Source organism: Confluentibacter sediminis, assembly GCF_003258355.1.
GTDB lineage: Bacteria > Bacteroidota > Bacteroidia > Flavobacteriales > Flavobacteriaceae > Confluentibacter > Confluentibacter sediminis.
The window spans coordinates 170,729-190,994 of record NZ_QKPO01000011.1 but is presented as its reverse complement, the minus strand read 5'-3'; the positions used below and the strand labels follow the sequence as shown (position 1 = coordinate 190,994).

Genomic DNA, 20,266 nt, shown 5'->3' with positions numbered 1-20,266 from the left:
TTTAAAATATTAAGAAGTTCATCATAAATTACTATATTTAATTCTACTAAATATTAGATATGAAATTCTTCAAAAAGTTCCTTAAATGGATTATCATCATCATTGGAACACTCATCCTTTTGTTATATATTTCTGGTTATGGCTATATTTTAAAAGGGGTTCGCGTCGTATATTTTACTGGGCACACTACAGCTTTTATTGATGATTATCCTTATTTTGAAAACGATACCATAAAAAAGGGAAATAACACGATTCCTTGGCCACTTCATAAAAACTACAATTCTGTGAAAGAAACAGAAAAGTTATTTAAAGTCAATAAAGATTGGGGAACGGTAGCCTATGTCATTATAAAAAATGATAGTGTTTGGTTTGAAAATTATTATGATGGTTTTAATGCCGAATCTAAAACTAACTCTTTTTCTATGGCAAAAAGCATTACCACGTCTATGTTGGGAAAAGCTATTATGGAAGGCTATATAAAAAGTCTAGATCAACCCATTAGTGATTTTTATCCAGAATATAACCATACAAAAACTACCGTAGGCGATTTAGCTTCTATGGCTTCTGGTTTAGATTGGGTAGAAGACTATACAGGTCCTTTTTCTATAACAGCAAGAGCCAATTATGATACTCATTTAGCTAAAACTATTTTAAATCAAAAAATTGTTAAAACACCAGGAAAATCATTTGAATACTTAAGTGGTAACACCCAATTATTGGGGATGATTATTCAAAAAGCAACCGGTAAAAAACTTGCAAATTATCTTTCAGAAAGTTTTTGGCAACCTTTGGGCATGACTGAAAATGCGCTTTGGGAATTAGATGATAAGGAAAACCGATTGGCTAAAGCATTTTGTTGTATTTCCAGTAACGCTAAAGATTTTGCACGTTTTGGAAAACTATACAAAGATTATGGAAAATGGAACGGAGAACAGTTATTGGATTCTGCCTTTGTTGTAAAATCAATAACTCCAAGATTTAAAGAAAGTCCACAATATGGCTATGGTTGGTGGATGAAGAATATGGGTAATAAGCACTTTTTTATGATGCGTGGCCATCTTGGTCAGTACGTTATAGTTGAACCTAACGATAATGTAATTATCGTACGTTTAGGACACAAAAAATCACCCGATGAAGGTGTTGGTCAATTTACTGATGATATTACAGTTTATATAGAAGAAGCTTATAAAATGATTGAAACTAAGTAATATGAAGCTATTTAATTTTAGTGAAATATATCAAAAAGCCGAATCAGCATTTTTACGTTTTCCTATAACCTTAACATGGGCTATTTTAGGAACGTTCTTTGTTATATACATTGTTGAATTTGATTTAGACTTCGATAATTACGTGCGAGAAACATCAACGCTATTCTTAGGAATTAGTTGGTTGATTGGAACACAATTTTTTATTGAACAACAAAAAGGATCCAAACCAAAAATGTGGTTATTTATTATAACTATTGCTTTACTATTAATTTTCTATTTTCACTTACCAAAAGAAGACAGCTTCAAAAACCCAATATATTATACACGTTTTTTACTGTATGTATTTGCTGGTCATTTATTTTTATTTGTGTCTCCTTTTTTAAATTCTTGGAATAAAAATGCATTCTGGAATTATTTAAAATCCATATTTATAGCTATTGGCAGGAGTTTATTGTTTTCAATAGTCTTATACTTAGGTCTAAGTCTTGCTCTTTTAGCTATTGAGTATTTATTTGTTTTTGAAATAAAGGGTGAACGGTATTTTCAAATATTTATATTCTGTTTAGGTATTGTAAATACTTGGACGTATTTATCAGATTTTCCTAAAAACATTCAAGAGCAAACAACTATAAATTACAATAAAGCATTAGAAGTTTTTGTAAAATATATTTTAATCCCCCTTGTTATACTTTATCTAATTATCCTGTATGCTTATAGTTTTAAAATTTTATTTACATGGAATCTTCCAAAAGGCTGGGTTTCATATCTTGTAATAGCTTTATCTCTACTTGGGTTTATTATACAAACTATGATTAACCCCATTCAAAAAACAATAAAATCTCCTGTAATAAATCGATTTCATCCATGGTTTTATTATCTATTAACACCTTTATTGCTATTGTTATTTATCGCTATTTTTAAGCGTATTGGAGATTATGGGTTTACAGAAAACAGATACTTTATTTTAATTCTTGCTTTGTGGATTACTGGAATGACAGGGTATTTACTGTTTAGCAAAAATAAGTATTTAAAAATTTTACCACTTACACTTACCATAGTAACACTATTAATTTCAATAGGGTTTTGGAGTGCTTTTAACATATCTAAAATTAGTCAACTTTCTGAATTTAAACAGGCATTTAGAACTGCCAAACTAAATAAAAATATAGCGACTAAAGAAGAGTATGAAACATTAGAATCTGTTTTACGTTATTTTTATAAAAGAGACAAACTCGATTTATTAGATTCTATTGTAGGCGTTAAATTAGATAGTGTTTATTTACGTAGAAACGGGAAATTTAAAAATAATTACTACTTAAATACTACTTACATTTTAGATAGTTTAAATATTATTAAACCTAAAGAAAATGATAATCTTGACAGCAAATACATGTCATTTGTTTTAGATAAAACCACTTTAAATACAGATTTAAACAACTATCAAAAATTATATTATATATCTTTTCAAAAGCAACCAAAGAACAGCATCGATAGTATTTATACTTTTGAAATAATTAACCACGAAACACAAGCGGTAATTAAAGAACATGATACTATTTTATTTGAATTAAACCTTAAATCTTTAATCGATAAAAATCCTTCCGATTATTATTATGAGTTACCCGAAGAAGATCTAATATTTAATTTTAAAAACGATAAGGTTTTAATGAAACTTATTATTGAATCGTTAAACATTAATATTGAAAAAGGAGATATAAACATTCAAAATTTAACCGCATTTGTACTAATTAAATAATGATATCAAAACTAAACCTTGAAAACATATTATTCCTAGATATTGAAACCGTTCCAGAAGTGCAACAATTCTCTGATTTAGATGAAACCAAGCAACATCTTTGGGACTTAAAATCGCAATATCAAAGAAAAGAAGATGAAAGTGCCGAAGATTTTTATGAACGTGCAGGCATTTGGGCAGAATTTGGCAAAATAGTTTGTATTTCGGTTGGTTATTTTAAACTTCAGGGTGATTTAAGAAAATTTAGAGTAACGTCTTTCTTTGGCAATGAAATTAAAATATTAAAAGATTTTAAAAACTTACTGATATCGCATTTCAGTGAAACAAAACATTTATTGTGCGCTCACAATGGTAAGGAATTTGACTTCCCATACATTGCCCGTCGTATGATCATTCATAATATAGAATTGCCACACAAACTGAATCTTTTTGGCAAAAAACCATGGGAAGTACCTTATCTGGACACTCTAGAATTGTGGAAGTTTGGTGATTACAAAAATTACACCTCTTTAAAGCTTTTAACTCATATTTTAGGCATTCCATCACCCAAAGATGATATTGATGGTAGCGAAGTGTACAGCGTATTTTATGAAGACAATGATATTGATAGAATTGTTACGTATTGCGAAAAAGATACAGTAGCGGTTGCCCAAATATTTTTGCGTTTGCGTGGTGACGATATATTAACCGACGATGATATTATTCATATTTAATGGAGAGAAAAAATATATTAACGGTTGAAAACCTGTCTATTTCCTTTGGCGAAAATGAAGTCATCCATCATATTTCCTACCATTTAAATCAAAACGAAATATTGGGTATTGTCGGGGAATCAGGATCCGGTAAATCGGTTTCTTCTCTGGCTATTTTAGGATTGCTCCCCAAGAAAATTAGCAAAATAACTTCTGGCAGTATTATTTATGACAACCAAAATTTAACAACACTTTCATCAAAAGCATTTCAATCCATTCGCGGAAAAAAAATAGCCATGATTTTTCAAGAACCCATGAGCTCTTTAAATCCGTCTACGACTTGCGGAAAACAGGTTCAAGAAATCTTATTACAGCATGAAAACCTATCTAAAAAGGAAGCCAAGCAACAAACCATATCGCTTTTTGAACAAGTAAAGTTACCAGACCCTTATCGTGTGTATGAGGCGTATCCACATGAAATTTCGGGTGGACAAAAACAACGGGTTATGATAGCCATGGCTATAGCTTGTAAACCAGATATTTTAATTGCCGATGAACCAACAACCGCTTTAGATGTTACGGTTCAAAGAAATATTATCGACTTATTAAAAGAGCTACAGGCTAAAACTAAAATGAGCATCATTTTTATTACGCATGATTTAGCACTTATTTCTGAAATTGCTAACCGCGTTTTAGTCATGTATAAAGGCGATATTGTTGAACAAAGCGACGTTTCCACCATTTTCAATCATCCTAAAAATAATTATACAAAAGCGCTTATTAATTCCAGACCTTCTCTAGATACGCGATTAAAAGTATTGCCAACCATCCAAGATTATTTAAACAACTCGGTATCCAAAGAGATAGTAACCGATGAAGACCGTAAAATAAATCATGAAAAATTATATAGTAACCCACCTTTATTAGAGGTTATAAATGTTGAAAAAGAATATATTTCAAAATCAGGATGGTTTACAAAATCAACCACTTTTAAAGCTGTAGACCAGGTTAGTTTTAAATTGTATGAAGGCGAAACTTTAGGGCTTGTTGGGGAGTCTGGTTGTGGAAAATCTACGTTAGGAAATGCCATTCTTCAATTAGACAAGGCTACTTCTGGAAAAATTTTATATAAAGGTGTTGATATTACAAAAATGTCTAAAGCCGACACTAGAAACCTTAGAAAAGACATTCAAATTATTTTTCAAGATCCTTATTCTTCATTAAATCCAAGAATTCCTGTGGGGGAAGCTATTATGGAACCTATGAAAGTGCATCGTCTTTACAATTCTGACAGTGAACGAAAAGACAAAACAATAGATATTTTAAATCGAGTTGGCTTGTCTGAAGATTATTTCAATCGCTACCCACACGAATTCTCAGGGGGTCAACGTCAACGAATTGGCATTGCTAGAACAATTGCCCTTCAACCAAAACTCATTGTTTGCGATGAGTCTGTTTCAGCTTTAGATATTTCGGTACAAGCACAAGTATTAAACTTGTTAAATGAATTAAAAGCTACTTTTGGGTTTACTTATATTTTTATTTCACACGACTTAGCTGTTGTAAAATATATGTCCGACCAATTATTGGTAATGAATCAAGGACACATTGAAGAATTAGATGATGCCGACATTATTTATAACAACCCAAAAAAAGAATACACCAAAAAACTTATTCATGCTATCCCTAAAGGATTATAGCATGAATATTTTTTTTGTGATGTAAAGTAGGCTTTTAACAAAACGCAAATTCTCTCTTAACGTTTCCTTGAATTTGCTGTCTTCATTTGTAGGTAGTTCTGGTAGATTTGCTGCGTAATTCATAATTGTTAAGTTTTAATAGATTTTGGGACATCTATGATTAATCTCTGGTTCGTTTGAGGATTGCTAATATGTAACAATTATTTTAAAAAACCTGTTTAAAAACAAAAAAAATCGATGAAATACATTTTAGATAAACATTTCATCGATTTAAGCTGGTTTTATTTAAATTTCAAAAGACAATTTCGGGAATATCCCCTTCAACTAATAATGTACCTTCAGTAGCCTTTTTTATATCATCAACAGACACTCCTGGAGCTTTTTCTAGAAGTTTAAACCCATTACTTGTGACCTCTAATACAGCAAGATTAGTGACTATCTTTTTTATGCAGCCAACACCAGTAAGTGGCAATGTGCATCGTTTTAATAATTTAGACTCTCCATTTTTATTGGTATGCATCATAGCAACGATGATATTTTCTGCACTAGCAACTAAATCCATGGCGCCCCCCATGCCTTTAACCATCTTGCCCGGTATTTTCCAATTGGCTATATCGCCGTTTTCAGCCACTTCCATGGCTCCTAAAATAGTCAGATGAACATGTTTACCTCTAATCATGGAAAAACTTAAAGCTGAATCAAAAAAACTGGCACCAGCCAATGTTGTTATGGTTTGTTTTCCTGCATTAATTACATCGGCATCTTCTTCGCCTTCGAAAGGAAATGGCCCCATACCTAATACCCCATTTTCACTTTGAAATTCAACCGCAATGCCTTCAGGAACATAATTAGCCACTAAAGTAGGGATACCTATACCTAAATTTACGTAGTAGCCATCTTTAAGCTCTTTTGCTAAACGTTTCGCTATTCCAATTTTATCTAACATTTTTTTTTAGTTATGATTGCCTAAAGTTATAAGTGTCTAAAGTGATGTTCGTTTTATTACGCCAATTTAAGGCACTTTAAATACTCATAACTTTAAACTTTTTGTCTGACAGTACGTTGTTCAATTCGTTTTTCATAATGTGTGCCTTGAAAAATACGCTGGACAAAAATTCCAGGAATATGAATTTGGTTGGGGTCTAATGTACCCGCAGGCACTAATTCTTCAACTTCTGCTACTGTAATTTTAGATGCACCACACATACAAGGATTAAAATTTCTTGAAGTTCCTTTAAAGATTAGATTACCTGCAACATCACCTTTCCAAGCTTTTACAAAGGAAAAATCTGATTTAAAGGCATGTTCTAAAACATACATTTTACCTTCAAATTCTCTAGTTTCTTTCCCTTCGGCTACTTCGGTGCCATACCCCGCTGGCGTATAAAATGCTGGGAAACCTCCCTGTGCCGCCTTGCATCGTTCTGCCAGAGTCCCTTGCGGAATCAATTCTACTTCTAATTCTCCAGAAAGCATTTGGCGTTCAAACTCATCATTTTCACCAACATAAGAAGAAATCATTTTTTTTATTTGTTTCTTTTGAAGCAACAAGCCTAGTCCAAAATCGTCTACACCGGCATTATTGGATATACAGGTTAAGTTTTTAACCCCTAGCCTGACTAACTCTGAAATAGCATTTTCTGGAATGCCAGAAAGACCAAATCCTCCCAGCATTAAAGTCATATGATCAGTGATACCAAAAAGTGCTTTTTGCACATTGGAAACTTCCTTATTTATCATTAACAATTATATTTTGTTCTTTAAAAATACAAAATGTCCACTAACAAATTTGACAAACCCATTAAAATGTTTAAAAGGGATACTCCATCTTACCATTGAAAAAGAAATAAATTTAAACATGCACAAATCAAAAAAGCCACTCAAAATGAATGGCTTATAATTTATAAAATTTTTAAATATGATAAATCCCTTAAAAACTTAAATCATCTGGCATTGTAGTGGTTCCATTAGAATTGACTTTTGTGGTATTAGAACAATCTACATTTATTGATAAATTAGCAGGGGCTTCAAACTCTTCTTTTGATACATTTAAATCTTTATCTGCATAACAGCTCTTCATATAAACGCCCCAAATAGGTAATGCCATAGCTGCCCCTTGACCATAGTCTATCGTCCTAAAATGTACAGATCTTTCTTCTCCTCCAACCCAAACACCCGTTACTAAATTCGGTACCATACCCATAAACCAACCATCACTTTGGTTTTGTGTAGTTCCTGTTTTACCTGCAATGGGATTTGTAAATCCATATGGATAACCTGTGATAACGTCCTTATAAAACTGATTTGGAGCACCTGTTCTTCTTAACCTGGCTCCAGAACCAGATTCAACAACACCTTCTAAAAGTTTAACAGTAACATAGGCGGTTTCATCACTTAATACATCTCTTGTTTCGGGCTTGAATTGATATAAAATAGTTCCATTTTTATCTTCAATACTAGTAACCATGACCGGTTTTGTATAAACGCCTTTATTAGCAAAGGCAGCATAAGCACCAACCATTTCATAAATACTTAATTCTGCAACACCCAGTGCTATGGACGGCACAGCAGGAATATCTGATTCTACTCCCAATTTTTTAACCATATCAATCACAGGTTGTGGCCCCACTTTGTCCATTAATCTAGCTGTAATGGTATTAACTGAGTTTGCCAAGGCATTTTTTAAAGTTCTGGTGCCTCCATAATCATTTTTTCCTCCTGAATTTTGTGGACACCAATCTTCCACATTGCCATATTTTCCTTTTTCAATACAAAAAGGGGTGTCAGGATAAACATCACATGGTGACACATGCAATTGATCTATGGCAGCAGAATAAACAAAAGGCTTAAATGTAGAACCTACTTGCCTTTTACCTTGTTTGACCATATCATATTGAAAGTGCCTGTAATTCATACCTCCAACCCAGGCTTTAACATGTCCTGTTTGAGGATCCATAGACATCATACCAGTACGCAAAAATGATTTGTAATAACGAATGGAATCTAAAGGCCTCATCATGGTATCAATTTCTGTGGCTTTACCATCTTTCCATGCAAAAATTGACATTTGTGTTGGTTTATTGAATGATTCTTGTATTTCTTTATCAGATTTATCTAAATCATATTTCATCTTTCTCCATCGTTCAGATTGCTTCATGGCACGTAAAAGCAAGGCGTCAATTTCTTCTTTCTTTAAATCTAAAAATGGCGCAGTGGGGTTCTTAGTAGGTGTGTTTTGTTTAAAAAATGCTTCTTGTAACTTAGACATATGTTGCTCAACTGCTGCTTCAGCATATTTTTGCATTCTGGAGTCTATGGTTGTATAGATTTTTAAGCCATCATTATACAAACTATATTTTGTACCATCTGGCTTTAGATTGTTTTTAATCCAATCTCTCATAAATGTATCCAAATAAGCTCTAAAATAGGTAGCCATACCATCTCTATGAGATTGGGGCGAATAATTTAAATCTAGTTCGGTTTTTTGAAGTGAATCTTTAACTCTTTCATTTATAAAATCATACTTCTCCATTTGTCTCAACACCACATCTCTTCTGTTTTTAACACCAACAGGATTTCGTCTTGGATCATAAAGTGATGAGTTTTTAAACATGCCTACCAACATAGCTGATTCCTTTAAATCCAATTCTTTAGGCTCTTTACCAAAATAAATACTGGCAGCACTTCTAATACCATCTGCATTATTTCCAAAATCGTAAATATTAAAATATTGTGCGATAATTTCTTCTTTGGTATATTGTCTCTCTAAACGTATAGCAATAATCCATTCTTTAACTTTTTGTAGCATCCTCTCGATGATGTTTTTTGATCCTTCTCCATGAAACAATTGCTTAGCTAATTGTTGGGAGATCGTACTTGCTCCACCGCCGCTACCTAATTTAACTACAGCTCGAAGAGTCCCAATAGCATCAATACCAGAATGACTATGAAAACGGGCATCTTCTGTTGCTATTAATGCATCCACTAAATTTTGTGGTAAATCTTCATAGCTTACAGGTGTTCTATTATCATTAAAATAAAATTTACCTAGTGTCTTTCCATCTGAAGAAATAATTTCAGTTGCCAAATTTGTTTTCGGATTTTCTAAAACTGTATGATCTGGCATTTCAGCAAATAAGCCTATCAATAAAAAAATTAAAACGATGAACAAGATACCTCCGGTAAATGTCCACCAAAACCAACGAATGTATTTTGAAAAATCTTGATTTTCTGTTGCTTTATTACTCTTTGCCATGTACTTAAGTTATATAATACCATCAATAATTCCTATTGAAACCGGAATCACTCGATGTGACATTTAATTATTATTTATTTTTTCTATTCTAAACCCAACATCTGTGATACCTTCTAAATCTACAACGCCGTTAACTTTTCCATTTTCCCTCATGGCATGTTGAATATTGACAGAATACATCCCTTCTTCTTTAAAAACAACCCCTTCTTTATACCAAAGTTTATTTTCTTTTACATCTGTTAAACCGGTTCCTAATAGTTTTCCCGTTGGGTCTGCCATTTTATATTCAAGAGTGTCTTTTATTGTTTTCCCGTGAGGAAATACCATTTCTACTATTAAAAACAAATTGTTGTATTTATACTCGTTTGTGTTCCTTAAATTAACAAACAAGTTATACCGGTTTATCGAATCTGGAGGGTTAATTTTAAAATTTATTATAGAATCTTTGTTCCATGCATTTGGAACCGATTTGTACTCGTCATAAACACGATTAGAGTCACAAGAGACACATATAAAAGAAAAAAATAAAACAGATAAAATAATATTACTTCTGAACATTTTTATTGCCTGGAGATTTAGGTTTTCTGTTATTCTTTTTTCTTTTATTATTCTTATTACCCTCTTGCGGTGCACTTTCTTGAAGAACGCCTTTTGGATTCCTTTTTCTTTTATTGTTTTTACGTTTGTTATTGGGTTTTGGACTATCAAAGCGTGTTAAACTATCTTGCCCTACAACGTTTTCAAATTCAGATTTAGTATCTTCCATAAGTTCTGAAGCATATTCTTCTAAACTTGCTACTGGTTGGTTTTTCTTATTTAAGGCTATAATTTCGTTCGCTTGAACGGTTGTTATCTTATGCCAATTCATCCACTCCCCTTCGTAAGCATACCACATATGCCCTTTAAAAATATCTGTTTTTTGGCAAACAGCCGTTCCCTTTTCTGTTTTAAGTTTAATTTCTGTTTTTGGAAATGCTTTTAGGGCATCAAGATAAGAATCTAGCTCATAATTTAAACAGCATTTTAATTTGCCGCATTGCCCTGCTAGTTTTTGTGGGTTTAATGACAGCTGCTGATATCTTGCCGCTGAAGTACTTACCGAGCGAAAATCTGTTAACCACGTAGAGCAACATAATTCACGACCACAAGACCCAATACCCCCTAGTCTGGATGCCTCTTGACGAAAACCAACTTGTTTCATTTCTATTCGTGTTCTAAATTCACGGGCAAAAACTTTAATAAGCTCCCGAAAATCAACACGTTCTTCTGCTGTATAATAAAAAGTGGCTTTACTGGCATCGCCTTGAAATTCAATATCAGAAATTTTCATTTCTAGCTTTAGGTCTATGGCAAACTGGCGTGCTTTTACCTTCATGGGTTCTTCTTTGTCACGTGCCTCAGACCAAATATCTATATCTTTTTGACTTGCTTTGCGGTAAATTTTAAGAATTTCTTCAGGAGTTTCTGAGATGTTTTTACGTTTCATTTGAATTCGGACTAATTCCCCTGTAAGAGTAACCATTCCAATATCATGACCAGAAGCGGCTTGTGTAGCCACCACATCCCCTATGCTTAGTGTTAAGTTTTCGGTGTTTTGATAGTATTCTTTTCTTCCATTTTTAAAGCGGACTTCAACCCAATTAAATGGTTTTTCTCCGTTAGGTAACGACATATTTGCCAACCAATCAAAAACGGTTAGCTTATTACAACTGTCTGTACCACAAGTACCATTATTTTTGCAGCCTTTTGGCTGTCCATCTTTAGTTGAGCAACTTGTGCAAGCCATATAGTATATATTGAATTCGTTAATAATTAAATTATTACGAATGAAGGTTCATAATTATTTTTTGGATTCCCGCATTTGCGAGAATAACCATCTGATTCGACTTTTGAAAGATAATTTCAAAAAACTTCTCGATGTAAAGATAAGATTATTATGCTTACTTTAAAACAGTAAAAATAGTAGCCTAATGTTTATAAAATATATTATCTCCTTTTTAAACAGATTTGACACTTATTATTTTTACAGGACATGCTTTTGACGCATGGTTACAATCTTCCAAAATATGCTCTTCGTTAGATTTTAAAGTGAAAAAACCTTTTTTATCTGTTGCATGAAGCAGTACAGATTTTCCGTCTTTTTTTGACATTTGGAATTGGTTGGGTGCCAACTCAACACAATAGTTACATCCAATACATTTATTACGTTGCAATGTGATGACTACCATTAAGCTTCGACTTTACTTTCAACCATTTTATACAATTTATCAGAAGGTCTAATTCTAAATCCTAATGGAATGGTAACTAAATCACCTTTGGTACCTTTACTCAGTTTTTGATCGTTAACCATCATTTCTTTTACCTTCACTTCTTTAACTCCTGTTGTTGCTCCCGTAATTAAAATAGTGTCTCCAATAGAAATATCGAACGCTTCAATTTTAAATTCACCTATTTGAGGCTTCGGAAAAAAATGTGTGCCTTTACCAATATACACTTTCTTTTGAGTAGCATGTGACCCAGAACCATTACTCCATTCACCTAGCTTCTGTCCTAAATAATACCCATTCCAAAACCCTCGATTATACACTTTTTCAAGTTCTTGCATCCAAGAAATCACCTGTACTTTTTCATAGGTTTTATTGGCTAAACTATCAATCGCTTCTCGGTAACACTTAATCACTTTTGCTACATATTCTGGAGCCCTGCCACGACCCTCTATTTTTAAAACTTTAATGCCTGCATCAGCCACCTGGTCTAAAATATCGATGGTACATAAATCTTTTGGAGACATTATGTATTCATTATCAATTTCCATTTCAAAGCCCGTTTCCTGTTCAATAACCGTATATTTTTTTCGGCAATTTTGCTTGCATGCCCCTCTATTTGCTGAAGAATTATACGCATGTAAACTCATATAACATTTTCCTGAAACTGCCATACACAAAGCACCATGACCAAAAATTTCAATCTCAATCAATTTTCCAGAAGGACCTTTGATTTGATCTTTTTCAATTTGTTCCGTAATCTTTTTTACCTGTCTTAAGCTTAGCTCTCTGCTTAAAACCATCGTATCTGCAAACAAGGCATAAAATTTAACTGTCTCAATATTGGTAATATTAATTTGAGTGGAAATATGCACTTCCATGCCTACCTCTCGAGCTGCCATAATAACCGCTTGATCCATGGCAATCACAGCAGTAATTCCAGCATCTTTAGCTTTGTTGATTAAGGTTTTTACAATGGATAAATCGTGATCATAGATAATGGTATTTAAAGTTAAATACGTTCTTACATTTTTCTCTTGACATCGTTTTGAAATTTCTGATAAATCCTCTAAAGTGAAATTTATAGAGGCTCTTGCACGCATATTTAATTGCTCAACGCCAAAATAAACAGAATCTGCTCCATTATCTAAAGCAGCTTGCAGAGATTCAAAATTTCCTGCGGGTGCCATTAATTCAATGTGTTGCATAACAGACTATTTATTAACTTTAAAATGATCAAAAATATTACGCAAATCTTTTTTATGTGGTAAATGATCTGCTCGTCCTTTTTTGAAAATATCGTTGCTATTGCCTTGTCCTTTTCTTAACTCTTTTTGCTCTTCGTAAGGCAATCTGTTTATTTCCATACAGGTTGTTGAACAGCAATTTTCCATTTCTTCTTTGCATTTAGGGCATTGTATAAATAGAAGATGACAGGCTTCATTAGCACAATTGGTATGCACATCAAAAGCCCCCCCACATTGATGACACTGTGCAATAACATCATCACTGATGCGCTCTGCCCTTCTATCATCAAACACAAAATTTTGACCTAAATACTTATTTTCAAGATTTTGGTCTTTTACTTGTCTGGCATATTCTATAATACCCCCTTCTAACTGATATACATTTTTAAAGCCTTTATGTTTAAAGTAAGCACTGGCCTTTTCGCAACGGATGCCTCCCGTGCAATACATTACCAAATTTTTGTCTTCTTTGAAGTCTTTTAAATCGGCTTCAATAATATCTAAAGATTCCCGAAACGTATCCACGTCAGGTGTTATGGCATTTTTAAAATGCCCGATTTCGCTTTCGTAATGATTACGCATATCGACCAAAATGGTTTTCTCGTCTTCAATAAGCTCATTAAATTTTTCAGCATTTACATGGACGCCTTTGTTAGTAACATCGAAGGTATCATCATTCAAACCGTCAGCAACAATTTTGTCACGAACTTTGACTTTAAGTTTTAAAAACGATTTATTGTGTTGTTCTACAGCAATATTTAAACGGATATCTTTAAGAAATTCTATGGTGTCTAAATGAGCTTTAAACTCATTAAATCTATCTGCCGGAAGTGACAATTGACCATTAATGCCTTCGTACGCCACATAAATTCTCCCCAAAACATCAAGGGCGTTCCAAGTAAGAAATAAATGATCTCTAAAAAGTTGTGGGTTGCCTATTTTGGCATACTGATAAAAAGAAAGTGTTAATCGATTTTTTCCTGTTTTATCGATTAATTCGGCTCTTTCTTTAGCACTTAATTTATTGTACAGTTGCATGCTATACGAATGTTTTTAAGGTTAAAAAAATATTTTAAGGTACAAAAGTACAATTTTTAAAAGCAGACCAAAAGTTATGGCACAAAAAAAGCACTTTGCCAAAACAAAGTGCTTTACAGACTAACTAACCATTTTTTTGATATTCTACTTTTTCATAAAGTTATTTTTGACTAAATTAGTCACTATCGAATTAACACTTACTGTTAAAATCACGGTAAAAGAAACACCTAAGCGTTAATTAATTTCAATTATGGAATCATTTCATAGCAAAAATTTCCCCACTTTAATTAGTAGATGCAAAATGTTCATAAAGGTTGCGTGATAAAATTGTAAGATGAAAAAACTTATACTATTTTAGCATCCATTACTTCAGAAAATAAAAATAAAATGAGCAACGAAAAAGAAGCAAAATTAAAAGCGCTTAAACTTACATTAGATAAATTAGATAAAGCATACGGAAAAGGAACGGTCATGAAAATGAGTGATTCTGCGGTAGTAGATGTTGAAGCCATTTCATCTGGTTCTCTAGGCTTAGATATTGCTTTAGGCGTTGGTGGATACCCTCGTGGTCGTGTTATTGAAATTTACGGACCAGAATCTTCTGGAAAAACAACATTGACATTGCATGCCATTGCTGAAGCCCAAAAAGCTGGCGGTATTGCTGCTTTTATTGATGCAGAACACGCCTTTGATAGGTTTTATGCACAAAAATTGGGTGTAGATATTGACAATTTAATTATTTCTCAACCAGATAACGGTGAACAAGCTTTAGAAATTGCCGATAATTTAATCCGCTCTGGTGCTATCGATATTGTGGTTATAGATTCTGTTGCTGCATTAACGCCAAAAAGTGAAATTGAAGGTGAAATGGGCGATTCTAAAATGGGATTACATGCACGTTTAATGTCTCAAGCCTTAAGAAAATTAACAGGTTCTATTAGCAAAACCAATTGTACGGTTATTTTTATTAACCAATTGCGTGAAAAAATTGGCGTGATGTTTGGAAATCCTGAAACCACAACGGGAGGTAATGCGCTTAAGTTTTATGCGTCTGTGAGATTGGATATTCGTCGCTCCACACAAATAAAAGAAACTGATGGTAATGTTACTGGAAATAAAACGCGAGTTAAGGTTGTAAAAAACAAAGTAGCACCTCCTTTTAAAACAGCTGAATTTGATATCATGTATGGCGAAGGCATCTCTAAAGTTGGGGAAATACTGGATATTGCTGTAGACAATGAAATCATTAAAAAAAGTGGTTCTTGGTTTAGTTATGAAGACACTAAATTAGGACAAGGTAGAGATGCTGTAAAAGCACTTATAAAAGACAATCCAGAACTTATGGACGAACTTGAAGCCAAGGTTAGAAAAATAGCCAAGGCGGCATCTTCTTCAGAAGATTAAATTAATTTTTTAAATCCCGAAACTTCTCGGGATTTTTTTATTTCATAACGCAACCTTTTAACTTTTTATGCATCTAGCAATAAAAGCTATTATAAATTCCAAATCTTTTATTTGTTATGAAAAAATTTTTAATTCTTAGTTTTATATTAATTTTAATGGGGTCTTGTAGTTTAGACAATGATCGCGATGATTTCAATTTAGAAATATTGCCTATTGAAAGCGTTGATATCCCAGATTCATTTACCATTGGAGAAACATATCCCATTACGGTTAGTTATTTTAAACCCTCTACCTGTCATTCATTTAGAGAATTTTATTATGACAAAGAAAATAATATCCGTACAGTTGCTGTTATTGATTATAAATTTTTAAAAAGTGACTGTGAAGATTTAGAGAATGAATTGGTGGAAGCCTCTTTTAATTTTCATGTAACCAGCAATGGGAGTTATATTTTTAAATTTTGGCAAGGTGAAGATGCTGATGGTGTAGACCAATATTTAACCATAGAAGTACCCGTGACTGAATAAACTAACTTAAACATTAATTAATCTGAGTTTAATTTGAGTTTAAATCAACTCATAGAAAATTGTAAAATTAATGATACCAAAGCACAAGGAGACCTCTATAAACTCTATGCGAGTAAATTGTTCCCCATATGCTTGAAGTATTCGCGCAACTATGCCGAAGCGGAAGATAATTTGCAAGATGCTTTTTTAACTATTTTCAATAAAATTGATCAATATAAAAACAAAGGCTCTTTTGAAGGTTGGTTGAAACGAATTACGATTAACACCGCCTTACAACGTTATAGAAATGAAAAGGTTTTTGAGATTATAAATGATAATATAACGGAAGACGTTGAATTGGAAATAGACGAAGATAACATCTCCCTAAATTATCTTTTAAAGATTATCCAAGAATTACCAGACAGATATAGACTTGTTTTTAATTTGTATGTGCTGGATGGTTATTCTCATAATGAGATAGCTGAGATGCTAAAAATTAACATAGGAACTTCAAAATCGAATTTATCAAGAGCTAGACAGACTTTGAAGCAAACCATTGAAAATTATAGAACACAACAACATTTACAGTCATTATAGAATGAGTGATAATAAACATATAGACAGATTGTTTCAGGAAGCCTTCAAGGATTTTGAAGAAGCTCCTAACGACGCTGTTTGGAAACGTATTGAAGCCCAATTAAAAGAGAAAAAGAAACGTAGGGTTATCCCTATTTGGTGGCGTTATGCTGGCGTTGCTGCTCTATTGTTGTTATTGTTAACTATTGGCAATGGTTATTTTAATGATGATTTACCTACGGATAAATACCAACATCAAGTGGTAGACACTGATGAAAACACGGATTTGAATCAAATAGATAGTGTAAATACAACTGGAGATTATAACAATCCAAGCAATAATAACATCATAAGAAACACAGAAACCATTACCAGTAATAATACTTCTGAAACGGATTCAAATAAGTCGACTCATGATAACAGAATAATCAATAGAAATCAAAAAGTATTGAATCCATCAAATGTATCATCCGTGGCAGATAATGCATCAAAAAATGATGGCAAAACAACAGATGATTCTTCAAGTAGTAGATCCAATAAAAAATCAAGCAACAACAATAACTTGTCTAGAACAAAAAACAATGCAGAAAGCACCATTGAAATCGCAAACACTTCAGAAGAAAAGACAAATAAGCCATCTGAGACTAATACCGCTGAAGTAGACAAAACTAAAATTGACAATCTGTTTAAAACCAATAAAGAATCAAACATTGCTGATGCTGAAATAATTCAAACGGACAAAGCAAAAACAAACGAAAAAGAACAAAATAAGCTTACTATTGAAGAAGCCATAGAAATAGCCAAAAATAATGATGAAGAAGAAAAAGTGAATTTAAATAGGTGGAGTGTTACCCCAAACGCTGCGCCTGTTTTTTTCAACAGTTTGGGTAAAGGCTCTTCCATTGATCCTCAGTTTAATAATAATTCTAAGAGTTCTGAAACCAATATGAGTTATGGTATCAGTGCCAGTTACGCTATAAATAATAAGATAAGTATTCGTTCGGGAGTTAATAAAGTAAATTTAGGTTATAATACAAATGATGTGGTACTGGTTCAATCACTTAACGGTCGCTCAAGTATTAGTGTTTTAAAAAATGTAAAACCTGAAATAAATAATACCGCCAGTGATGTCACTGTTTTAAGCACTCAAAATTTTGCTAATAAAAGCTCTCTATCGTTCGCGACAACTACAGGTATAAGCACATCAATCAATCAATCATTAAGTTTTATTGAAATCCCATTAGAAATTAAATATCTGTTGTCTGATAAAAAATTAGGCGTAAATGTTATAGGTGGTTTTAGCTCATTCTTTTTAAGTGACAATGAATTGTCTTCAGATTTTGAAGGAAACAAAACACGTCTTGGAGAAGCAAGCAACATTAATAAAACCAGTTATAGTGCCAATTTTGGTTTTGGTTTAGACTATAAGGTTTCTAAAAAAATAAATTTGAATTTAGAGCCTATGTTTAAATATCAAATCAACACATTCAATGATACATCTGGTGATTTTAAACCTTATTTTATTGGGGTATATACCGGATTCGGAATTAAGTTTTAGGTTTTTGGTTAGATCTGGATATTGTTTTCTATCTCCCTATAGAAAACAATATCGAAAAAAAACTGCCTCTCCCCGGGGCAGTTTTTATTTTTTGAACAGTTGCCAATTGGCTTAAAATATATCTGGCACTTAAAGCATCTTAGGATATTTTAGCTGAATGTTTTTTTCTATTCAGCAAATCTTATAATTCCATTACTTTCAAACCAAAGTTGTTTGTATTTTATGGGAATTATCTCTTTTCCCTTATTGTCAATATATCCAACTTTTCCATTCATTTCTACATACGCTAAACCGTTTGTAAAAGGTAATGCTTCCTCATAAATAGCTGGAATTTTAATATTCCCTTTTTTATTAATAAATCCATATTTCCCATTTGCTTTAAATAAAGCTAATCTATTAGTGAAAAATGGATAGCCAGTTTTCTCCATGTTGAATTTTACTTTGATTCTATTCTTTGTATCAATACATCCATAAAAATCTCCTTTTTTGACGAAAGCTAATTGTTCCAAAAACGCATAAGCTTCATCATATTCAAATGATATTTTTGTTTCATTTTTTCTATTGATGAAACCCCATTTCCCATCTTTAAGTACCGGGATTAAATTTTCATTTATATTAAAGCCTACTTCATCATAAATAGCAGGGATTACTTCTTCCCCAGATTTATTTATAAAACCGAATTTTTTATCATTTTTTACAGCATAAAGTTCATCGTCATTAACAAAATATATTTCTTCATATTTAGGAATAATTATATTCTTTCCTTTGATATTCACAAGTCCTTTTAGTTTTTTTCCCTTTATTACTTCTTGGTAGATAATAATTGAATCTTTATCGAAGTAGTGGCTTTTTATGTCATAATTTAAATCTTTATTAAAAAGGATTTTTCCATCTGAATCTAATATGTGACTTCCTTTGTTTTCTATTTGACATTCAAAATGATTGAATCCAAAATTACTAACCATTGTATATTTAAAACTAGTCAATGAATCGCCTTTCCGATTGATTAATCCATATTTTCCATTCTTTGTAGCAATACCTGTATTCCCATAATAAAAGAAGACATCATCATAATTATCCAGTAAAACTTCATCTCCATTTTTATTAACGTAACCATAAATAGAGTCCTTGATAATGTTGGCATAATTATCGTAAAAATCAGAACCCATGTTATATTTTGGTTTAATAATTATTTCCCCTTTTTTATTCATATACCCAATTTTTGGATAATTTTCAGGTTGAATATCGTAGTATAATATTCTTAATAAGTTTTCAGATAAAGAATTACTTTCTGTTTTTTGAGGCACTCTCCCAAGAAAAGACATCGTATTAATGTCTGGTTTTATTTCATTTTGTGAAAAAGAAAAATTTGACGAGATAAGTATTATAATTAATAGTAATAATTTGTTTTTCATTTTAATTTATTTTTTTGTTGAGCTTACTTTGGTTTAAAATAACACACCCACTACTGCCTCCAGCAGAGATTATTCATATTCCTTGATATTTATTTTAAATCCGTTACTTATGGTCATATTTCATTCAAAGTTTCTATTTGTTTTATTTTCCAATTGTTATTTTCTTTAATGAATATAATAGCTCTTTCTGAACCACCTTTTACATCTTGAGATAATTGGTCTCGATATTTAACTGAATTCAATATTAATATTTTATTTTCATCAATTTGATAAGGCTTAGAGAATGTATAATTAAGTTCAGTTTTTTTAGAATGCATAATTTTTGAAGAATTTAATATACTTTCTGTTTTAGAAGATAATTCTAAACTATAATCCGTATTAATAAACTTATCCGAAAGCTTATCCGCTTCTGACTCTATAATTACCTTATTTTTTACTAAAGCCTGTTTAATTTCTAAGCTAGGTGTATAATCATTGATGATTTCATAAGTGATATAAAATTGATTAGTATCAATTTTTTTTAACTCATCAAAAATGAATTCATAAAAATGAATTTTAGGTTGAGTGTCAATTTTTGATTTTACTCTATCACTATCTGCCTTTTTACAAGAATAAAGGAGAGCAAAAACTATGATTAGATATTTCAT

Annotated in this window: 19 protein-coding genes; 8 read left to right on the top strand and 11 right to left on the bottom strand. The window is 32.1% G+C overall.

The features are described from left to right. The first annotated feature begins 59 nt into the window (after positions 1-59). The 4 genes from DKT72_RS11080 to DKT72_RS11065 are packed head-to-tail and all read left to right on the top strand — an operon-like array spanning position 60 to position 5,356. Positions 60-1,208, top strand: coding sequence for a serine hydrolase domain-containing protein (locus DKT72_RS11080; protein ID WP_111308805.1), 1,149 nt, complete (start codon positions 60-62; stop codon positions 1,206-1,208). A gap of 1 nt (position 1,209) precedes the next feature. Further along, positions 1,210-2,964: a DUF4153 domain-containing protein gene (locus DKT72_RS11075; protein ID WP_111308804.1), complete on the top strand. Its 1,755-nt coding sequence runs from the start codon at positions 1,210-1,212 to the stop codon at positions 2,962-2,964. Then, positions 2,964-3,677, top strand: coding sequence for a 3'-5' exonuclease (locus tag DKT72_RS11070; RefSeq protein WP_111308803.1), 714 nt, complete (start codon positions 2,964-2,966; stop codon positions 3,675-3,677). Before DKT72_RS11075 ends, DKT72_RS11070 begins: the two co-directional genes overlap by 1 nt. After that, positions 3,677-5,356 carry an ABC transporter ATP-binding protein gene (locus DKT72_RS11065; RefSeq protein WP_111308802.1) on the top strand — a complete coding sequence of 560 codons (1,680 nt, stop codon included), beginning with the start codon at positions 3,677-3,679 and terminating at the stop codon, positions 5,354-5,356. The genes DKT72_RS11070 and DKT72_RS11065 overlap by 1 nt, the downstream gene beginning before the upstream one ends. Here DKT72_RS11065 and DKT72_RS18610 read toward each other — a convergent pair. The 9 genes from DKT72_RS18610 to trhO all read right to left on the bottom strand — a co-directional run bounded on the left by DKT72_RS18610 (position 5,351) and on the right by trhO (position 14,160). Then, entirely contained in the window at positions 5,351-5,479 is a 129-nt protein-coding gene (locus DKT72_RS18610) for a hypothetical protein (RefSeq protein WP_262496593.1), read from the bottom strand. The genes DKT72_RS11065 and DKT72_RS18610 overlap by 6 nt on opposite strands. 169 nt (positions 5,480-5,648) lie before the next feature. After that, positions 5,649-6,302 (bottom strand): 3-oxoacid CoA-transferase subunit B, encoded by a 654-nt coding sequence (locus DKT72_RS11060; RefSeq protein ID WP_111308801.1) that lies wholly within the window; start codon positions 6,300-6,302, stop codon positions 5,649-5,651. Positions 6,303-6,394: 92 nt separating this feature from the next. After that, positions 6,395-7,096, bottom strand: coding sequence for a CoA transferase subunit A (locus DKT72_RS11055; protein ID WP_111308800.1), 702 nt, complete (start codon positions 7,094-7,096; stop codon positions 6,395-6,397). A gap of 190 nt (positions 7,097-7,286) precedes the next feature. Beyond that, the gene (locus DKT72_RS11045; RefSeq protein WP_111308798.1) at positions 7,287-9,611 is read right to left on the bottom strand and encodes a penicillin-binding protein 1A; all 2,325 of its coding nucleotides are present in this window, start codon (positions 9,609-9,611) and stop codon (positions 7,287-7,289) included. 63 nt (positions 9,612-9,674) lie between these two features. Continuing rightward, a complete protein-coding gene (locus DKT72_RS11040) occupies positions 9,675-10,169 on the bottom strand; it encodes a gliding motility lipoprotein GldH (RefSeq protein ID WP_111308797.1) in 495 nt (164 codons plus the stop codon). Then, positions 10,156-11,397 (bottom strand): PSP1 domain-containing protein, encoded by a 1,242-nt coding sequence (locus DKT72_RS11035; RefSeq protein ID WP_111308796.1) that lies wholly within the window; start codon positions 11,395-11,397, stop codon positions 10,156-10,158. The genes DKT72_RS11040 and DKT72_RS11035 overlap by 14 nt, the downstream gene beginning before the upstream one ends. Positions 11,398-11,608: 211 nt before the next feature. Then, positions 11,609-11,839, bottom strand: coding sequence for a ferredoxin (locus DKT72_RS11030; protein WP_111308795.1), 231 nt, complete (start codon positions 11,837-11,839; stop codon positions 11,609-11,611). Continuing rightward, positions 11,839-13,083, bottom strand: a complete 1,245-nt coding sequence (locus DKT72_RS11025; protein ID WP_111308794.1) for a peptidase U32 family protein — start codon at positions 13,081-13,083, stop codon at positions 11,839-11,841. The genes DKT72_RS11030 and DKT72_RS11025 overlap by 1 nt, the downstream gene beginning before the upstream one ends. Before the next feature lie 6 nt (positions 13,084-13,089). Further along, on the bottom strand, positions 13,090-14,160 hold the full coding sequence (gene trhO / locus DKT72_RS11020) for an oxygen-dependent tRNA uridine(34) hydroxylase TrhO (RefSeq protein WP_111308793.1): 1,071 nt from the start codon (positions 14,158-14,160) through the stop codon (positions 13,090-13,092). 387 nt (positions 14,161-14,547) lie between these two features. On the opposite strand from trhO, the gene recA reads away from it, so the two are divergent. From recA to DKT72_RS11000, 4 genes are all read left to right on the top strand, one after another. Beyond that, positions 14,548-15,564: a recombinase RecA gene (gene recA, locus DKT72_RS11015; protein ID WP_111308792.1), complete on the top strand. Its 1,017-nt coding sequence runs from the start codon at positions 14,548-14,550 to the stop codon at positions 15,562-15,564. A gap of 116 nt (positions 15,565-15,680) precedes the next feature. Continuing rightward, positions 15,681-16,091 (top strand): hypothetical protein, encoded by a 411-nt coding sequence (locus tag DKT72_RS11010; RefSeq protein ID WP_111308791.1) that lies wholly within the window; start codon positions 15,681-15,683, stop codon positions 16,089-16,091. Positions 16,092-16,124: 33 nt separating this feature from the next. Beyond that, entirely contained in the window at positions 16,125-16,667 is a 543-nt protein-coding gene (locus DKT72_RS11005; protein ID WP_111308790.1) for an RNA polymerase sigma factor, read from the top strand. Continuing rightward, positions 16,627-18,204 (top strand): hypothetical protein, encoded by a 1,578-nt coding sequence (locus DKT72_RS11000; RefSeq protein ID WP_162623301.1) that lies wholly within the window; start codon positions 16,627-16,629, stop codon positions 18,202-18,204. Before DKT72_RS11005 ends, DKT72_RS11000 begins: the two co-directional genes overlap by 41 nt. Before the next feature lie 167 nt (positions 18,205-18,371). Here the strand turns inward: DKT72_RS11000 and DKT72_RS10995 are convergent, their stop codons facing one another. Together DKT72_RS10995 and DKT72_RS10990 are read right to left on the bottom strand one after the other, a co-directional pair. After that, complete coding sequence (locus DKT72_RS10995; protein ID WP_111308788.1) at positions 18,372-19,619, bottom strand: WG repeat-containing protein; 1,248 nt, start codon at positions 19,617-19,619, stop codon at positions 18,372-18,374. Positions 19,620-19,732: 113 nt separating this feature from the next. Further along, positions 19,733-20,266, bottom strand: a complete 534-nt coding sequence (locus DKT72_RS10990; protein WP_111308787.1) for a hypothetical protein — start codon at positions 20,264-20,266, stop codon at positions 19,733-19,735.

Coding starts and splice junctions, on each gene's coding strand:
- DKT72_RS11080 (WP_111308805.1), top strand. CDS start 60: ATGAAATTCTTCAAAAAGTTCCTTAAATGGATTATCATCATCATTGGA.
- DKT72_RS11075 (WP_111308804.1), top strand. CDS start 1,210: ATGAAGCTATTTAATTTTAGTGAAATATATCAAAAAGCCGAATCAGCA.
- DKT72_RS11070 (WP_111308803.1), top strand. CDS start 2,964: ATGATATCAAAACTAAACCTTGAAAACATATTATTCCTAGATATTGAA.
- DKT72_RS11065 (WP_111308802.1), top strand. CDS start 3,677: ATGGAGAGAAAAAATATATTAACGGTTGAAAACCTGTCTATTTCCTTT.
- DKT72_RS18610 (WP_262496593.1), bottom strand. CDS start 5,479: ATGAATTACGCAGCAAATCTACCAGAACTACCTACAAATGAAGACAGC.
- DKT72_RS11060 (WP_111308801.1), bottom strand. CDS start 6,302: ATGTTAGATAAAATTGGAATAGCGAAACGTTTAGCAAAAGAGCTTAAA.
- DKT72_RS11055 (WP_111308800.1), bottom strand. CDS start 7,096: ATGATAAATAAGGAAGTTTCCAATGTGCAAAAAGCACTTTTTGGTATC.
- DKT72_RS11045 (WP_111308798.1), bottom strand. CDS start 9,611: ATGGCAAAGAGTAATAAAGCAACAGAAAATCAAGATTTTTCAAAATAC.
- DKT72_RS11040 (WP_111308797.1), bottom strand. CDS start 10,169: ATGTTCAGAAGTAATATTATTTTATCTGTTTTATTTTTTTCTTTTATA.
- DKT72_RS11035 (WP_111308796.1), bottom strand. CDS start 11,397: ATGGCTTGCACAAGTTGCTCAACTAAAGATGGACAGCCAAAAGGCTGC.
- DKT72_RS11030 (WP_111308795.1), bottom strand. CDS start 11,839: ATGGTAGTCATCACATTGCAACGTAATAAATGTATTGGATGTAACTAT.
- DKT72_RS11025 (WP_111308794.1), bottom strand. CDS start 13,083: ATGCAACACATTGAATTAATGGCACCCGCAGGAAATTTTGAATCTCTG.
- trhO (WP_111308793.1), bottom strand. CDS start 14,160: ATGCAACTGTACAATAAATTAAGTGCTAAAGAAAGAGCCGAATTAATC.
- recA (WP_111308792.1), top strand. CDS start 14,548: ATGAGCAACGAAAAAGAAGCAAAATTAAAAGCGCTTAAACTTACATTA.
- DKT72_RS11010 (WP_111308791.1), top strand. CDS start 15,681: ATGAAAAAATTTTTAATTCTTAGTTTTATATTAATTTTAATGGGGTCT.
- DKT72_RS10995 (WP_111308788.1), bottom strand. CDS start 19,619: ATGAAAAACAAATTATTACTATTAATTATAATACTTATCTCGTCAAAT.
- DKT72_RS10990 (WP_111308787.1), bottom strand. CDS start 20,266: ATGAAATATCTAATCATAGTTTTTGCTCTCCTTTATTCTTGTAAAAAG.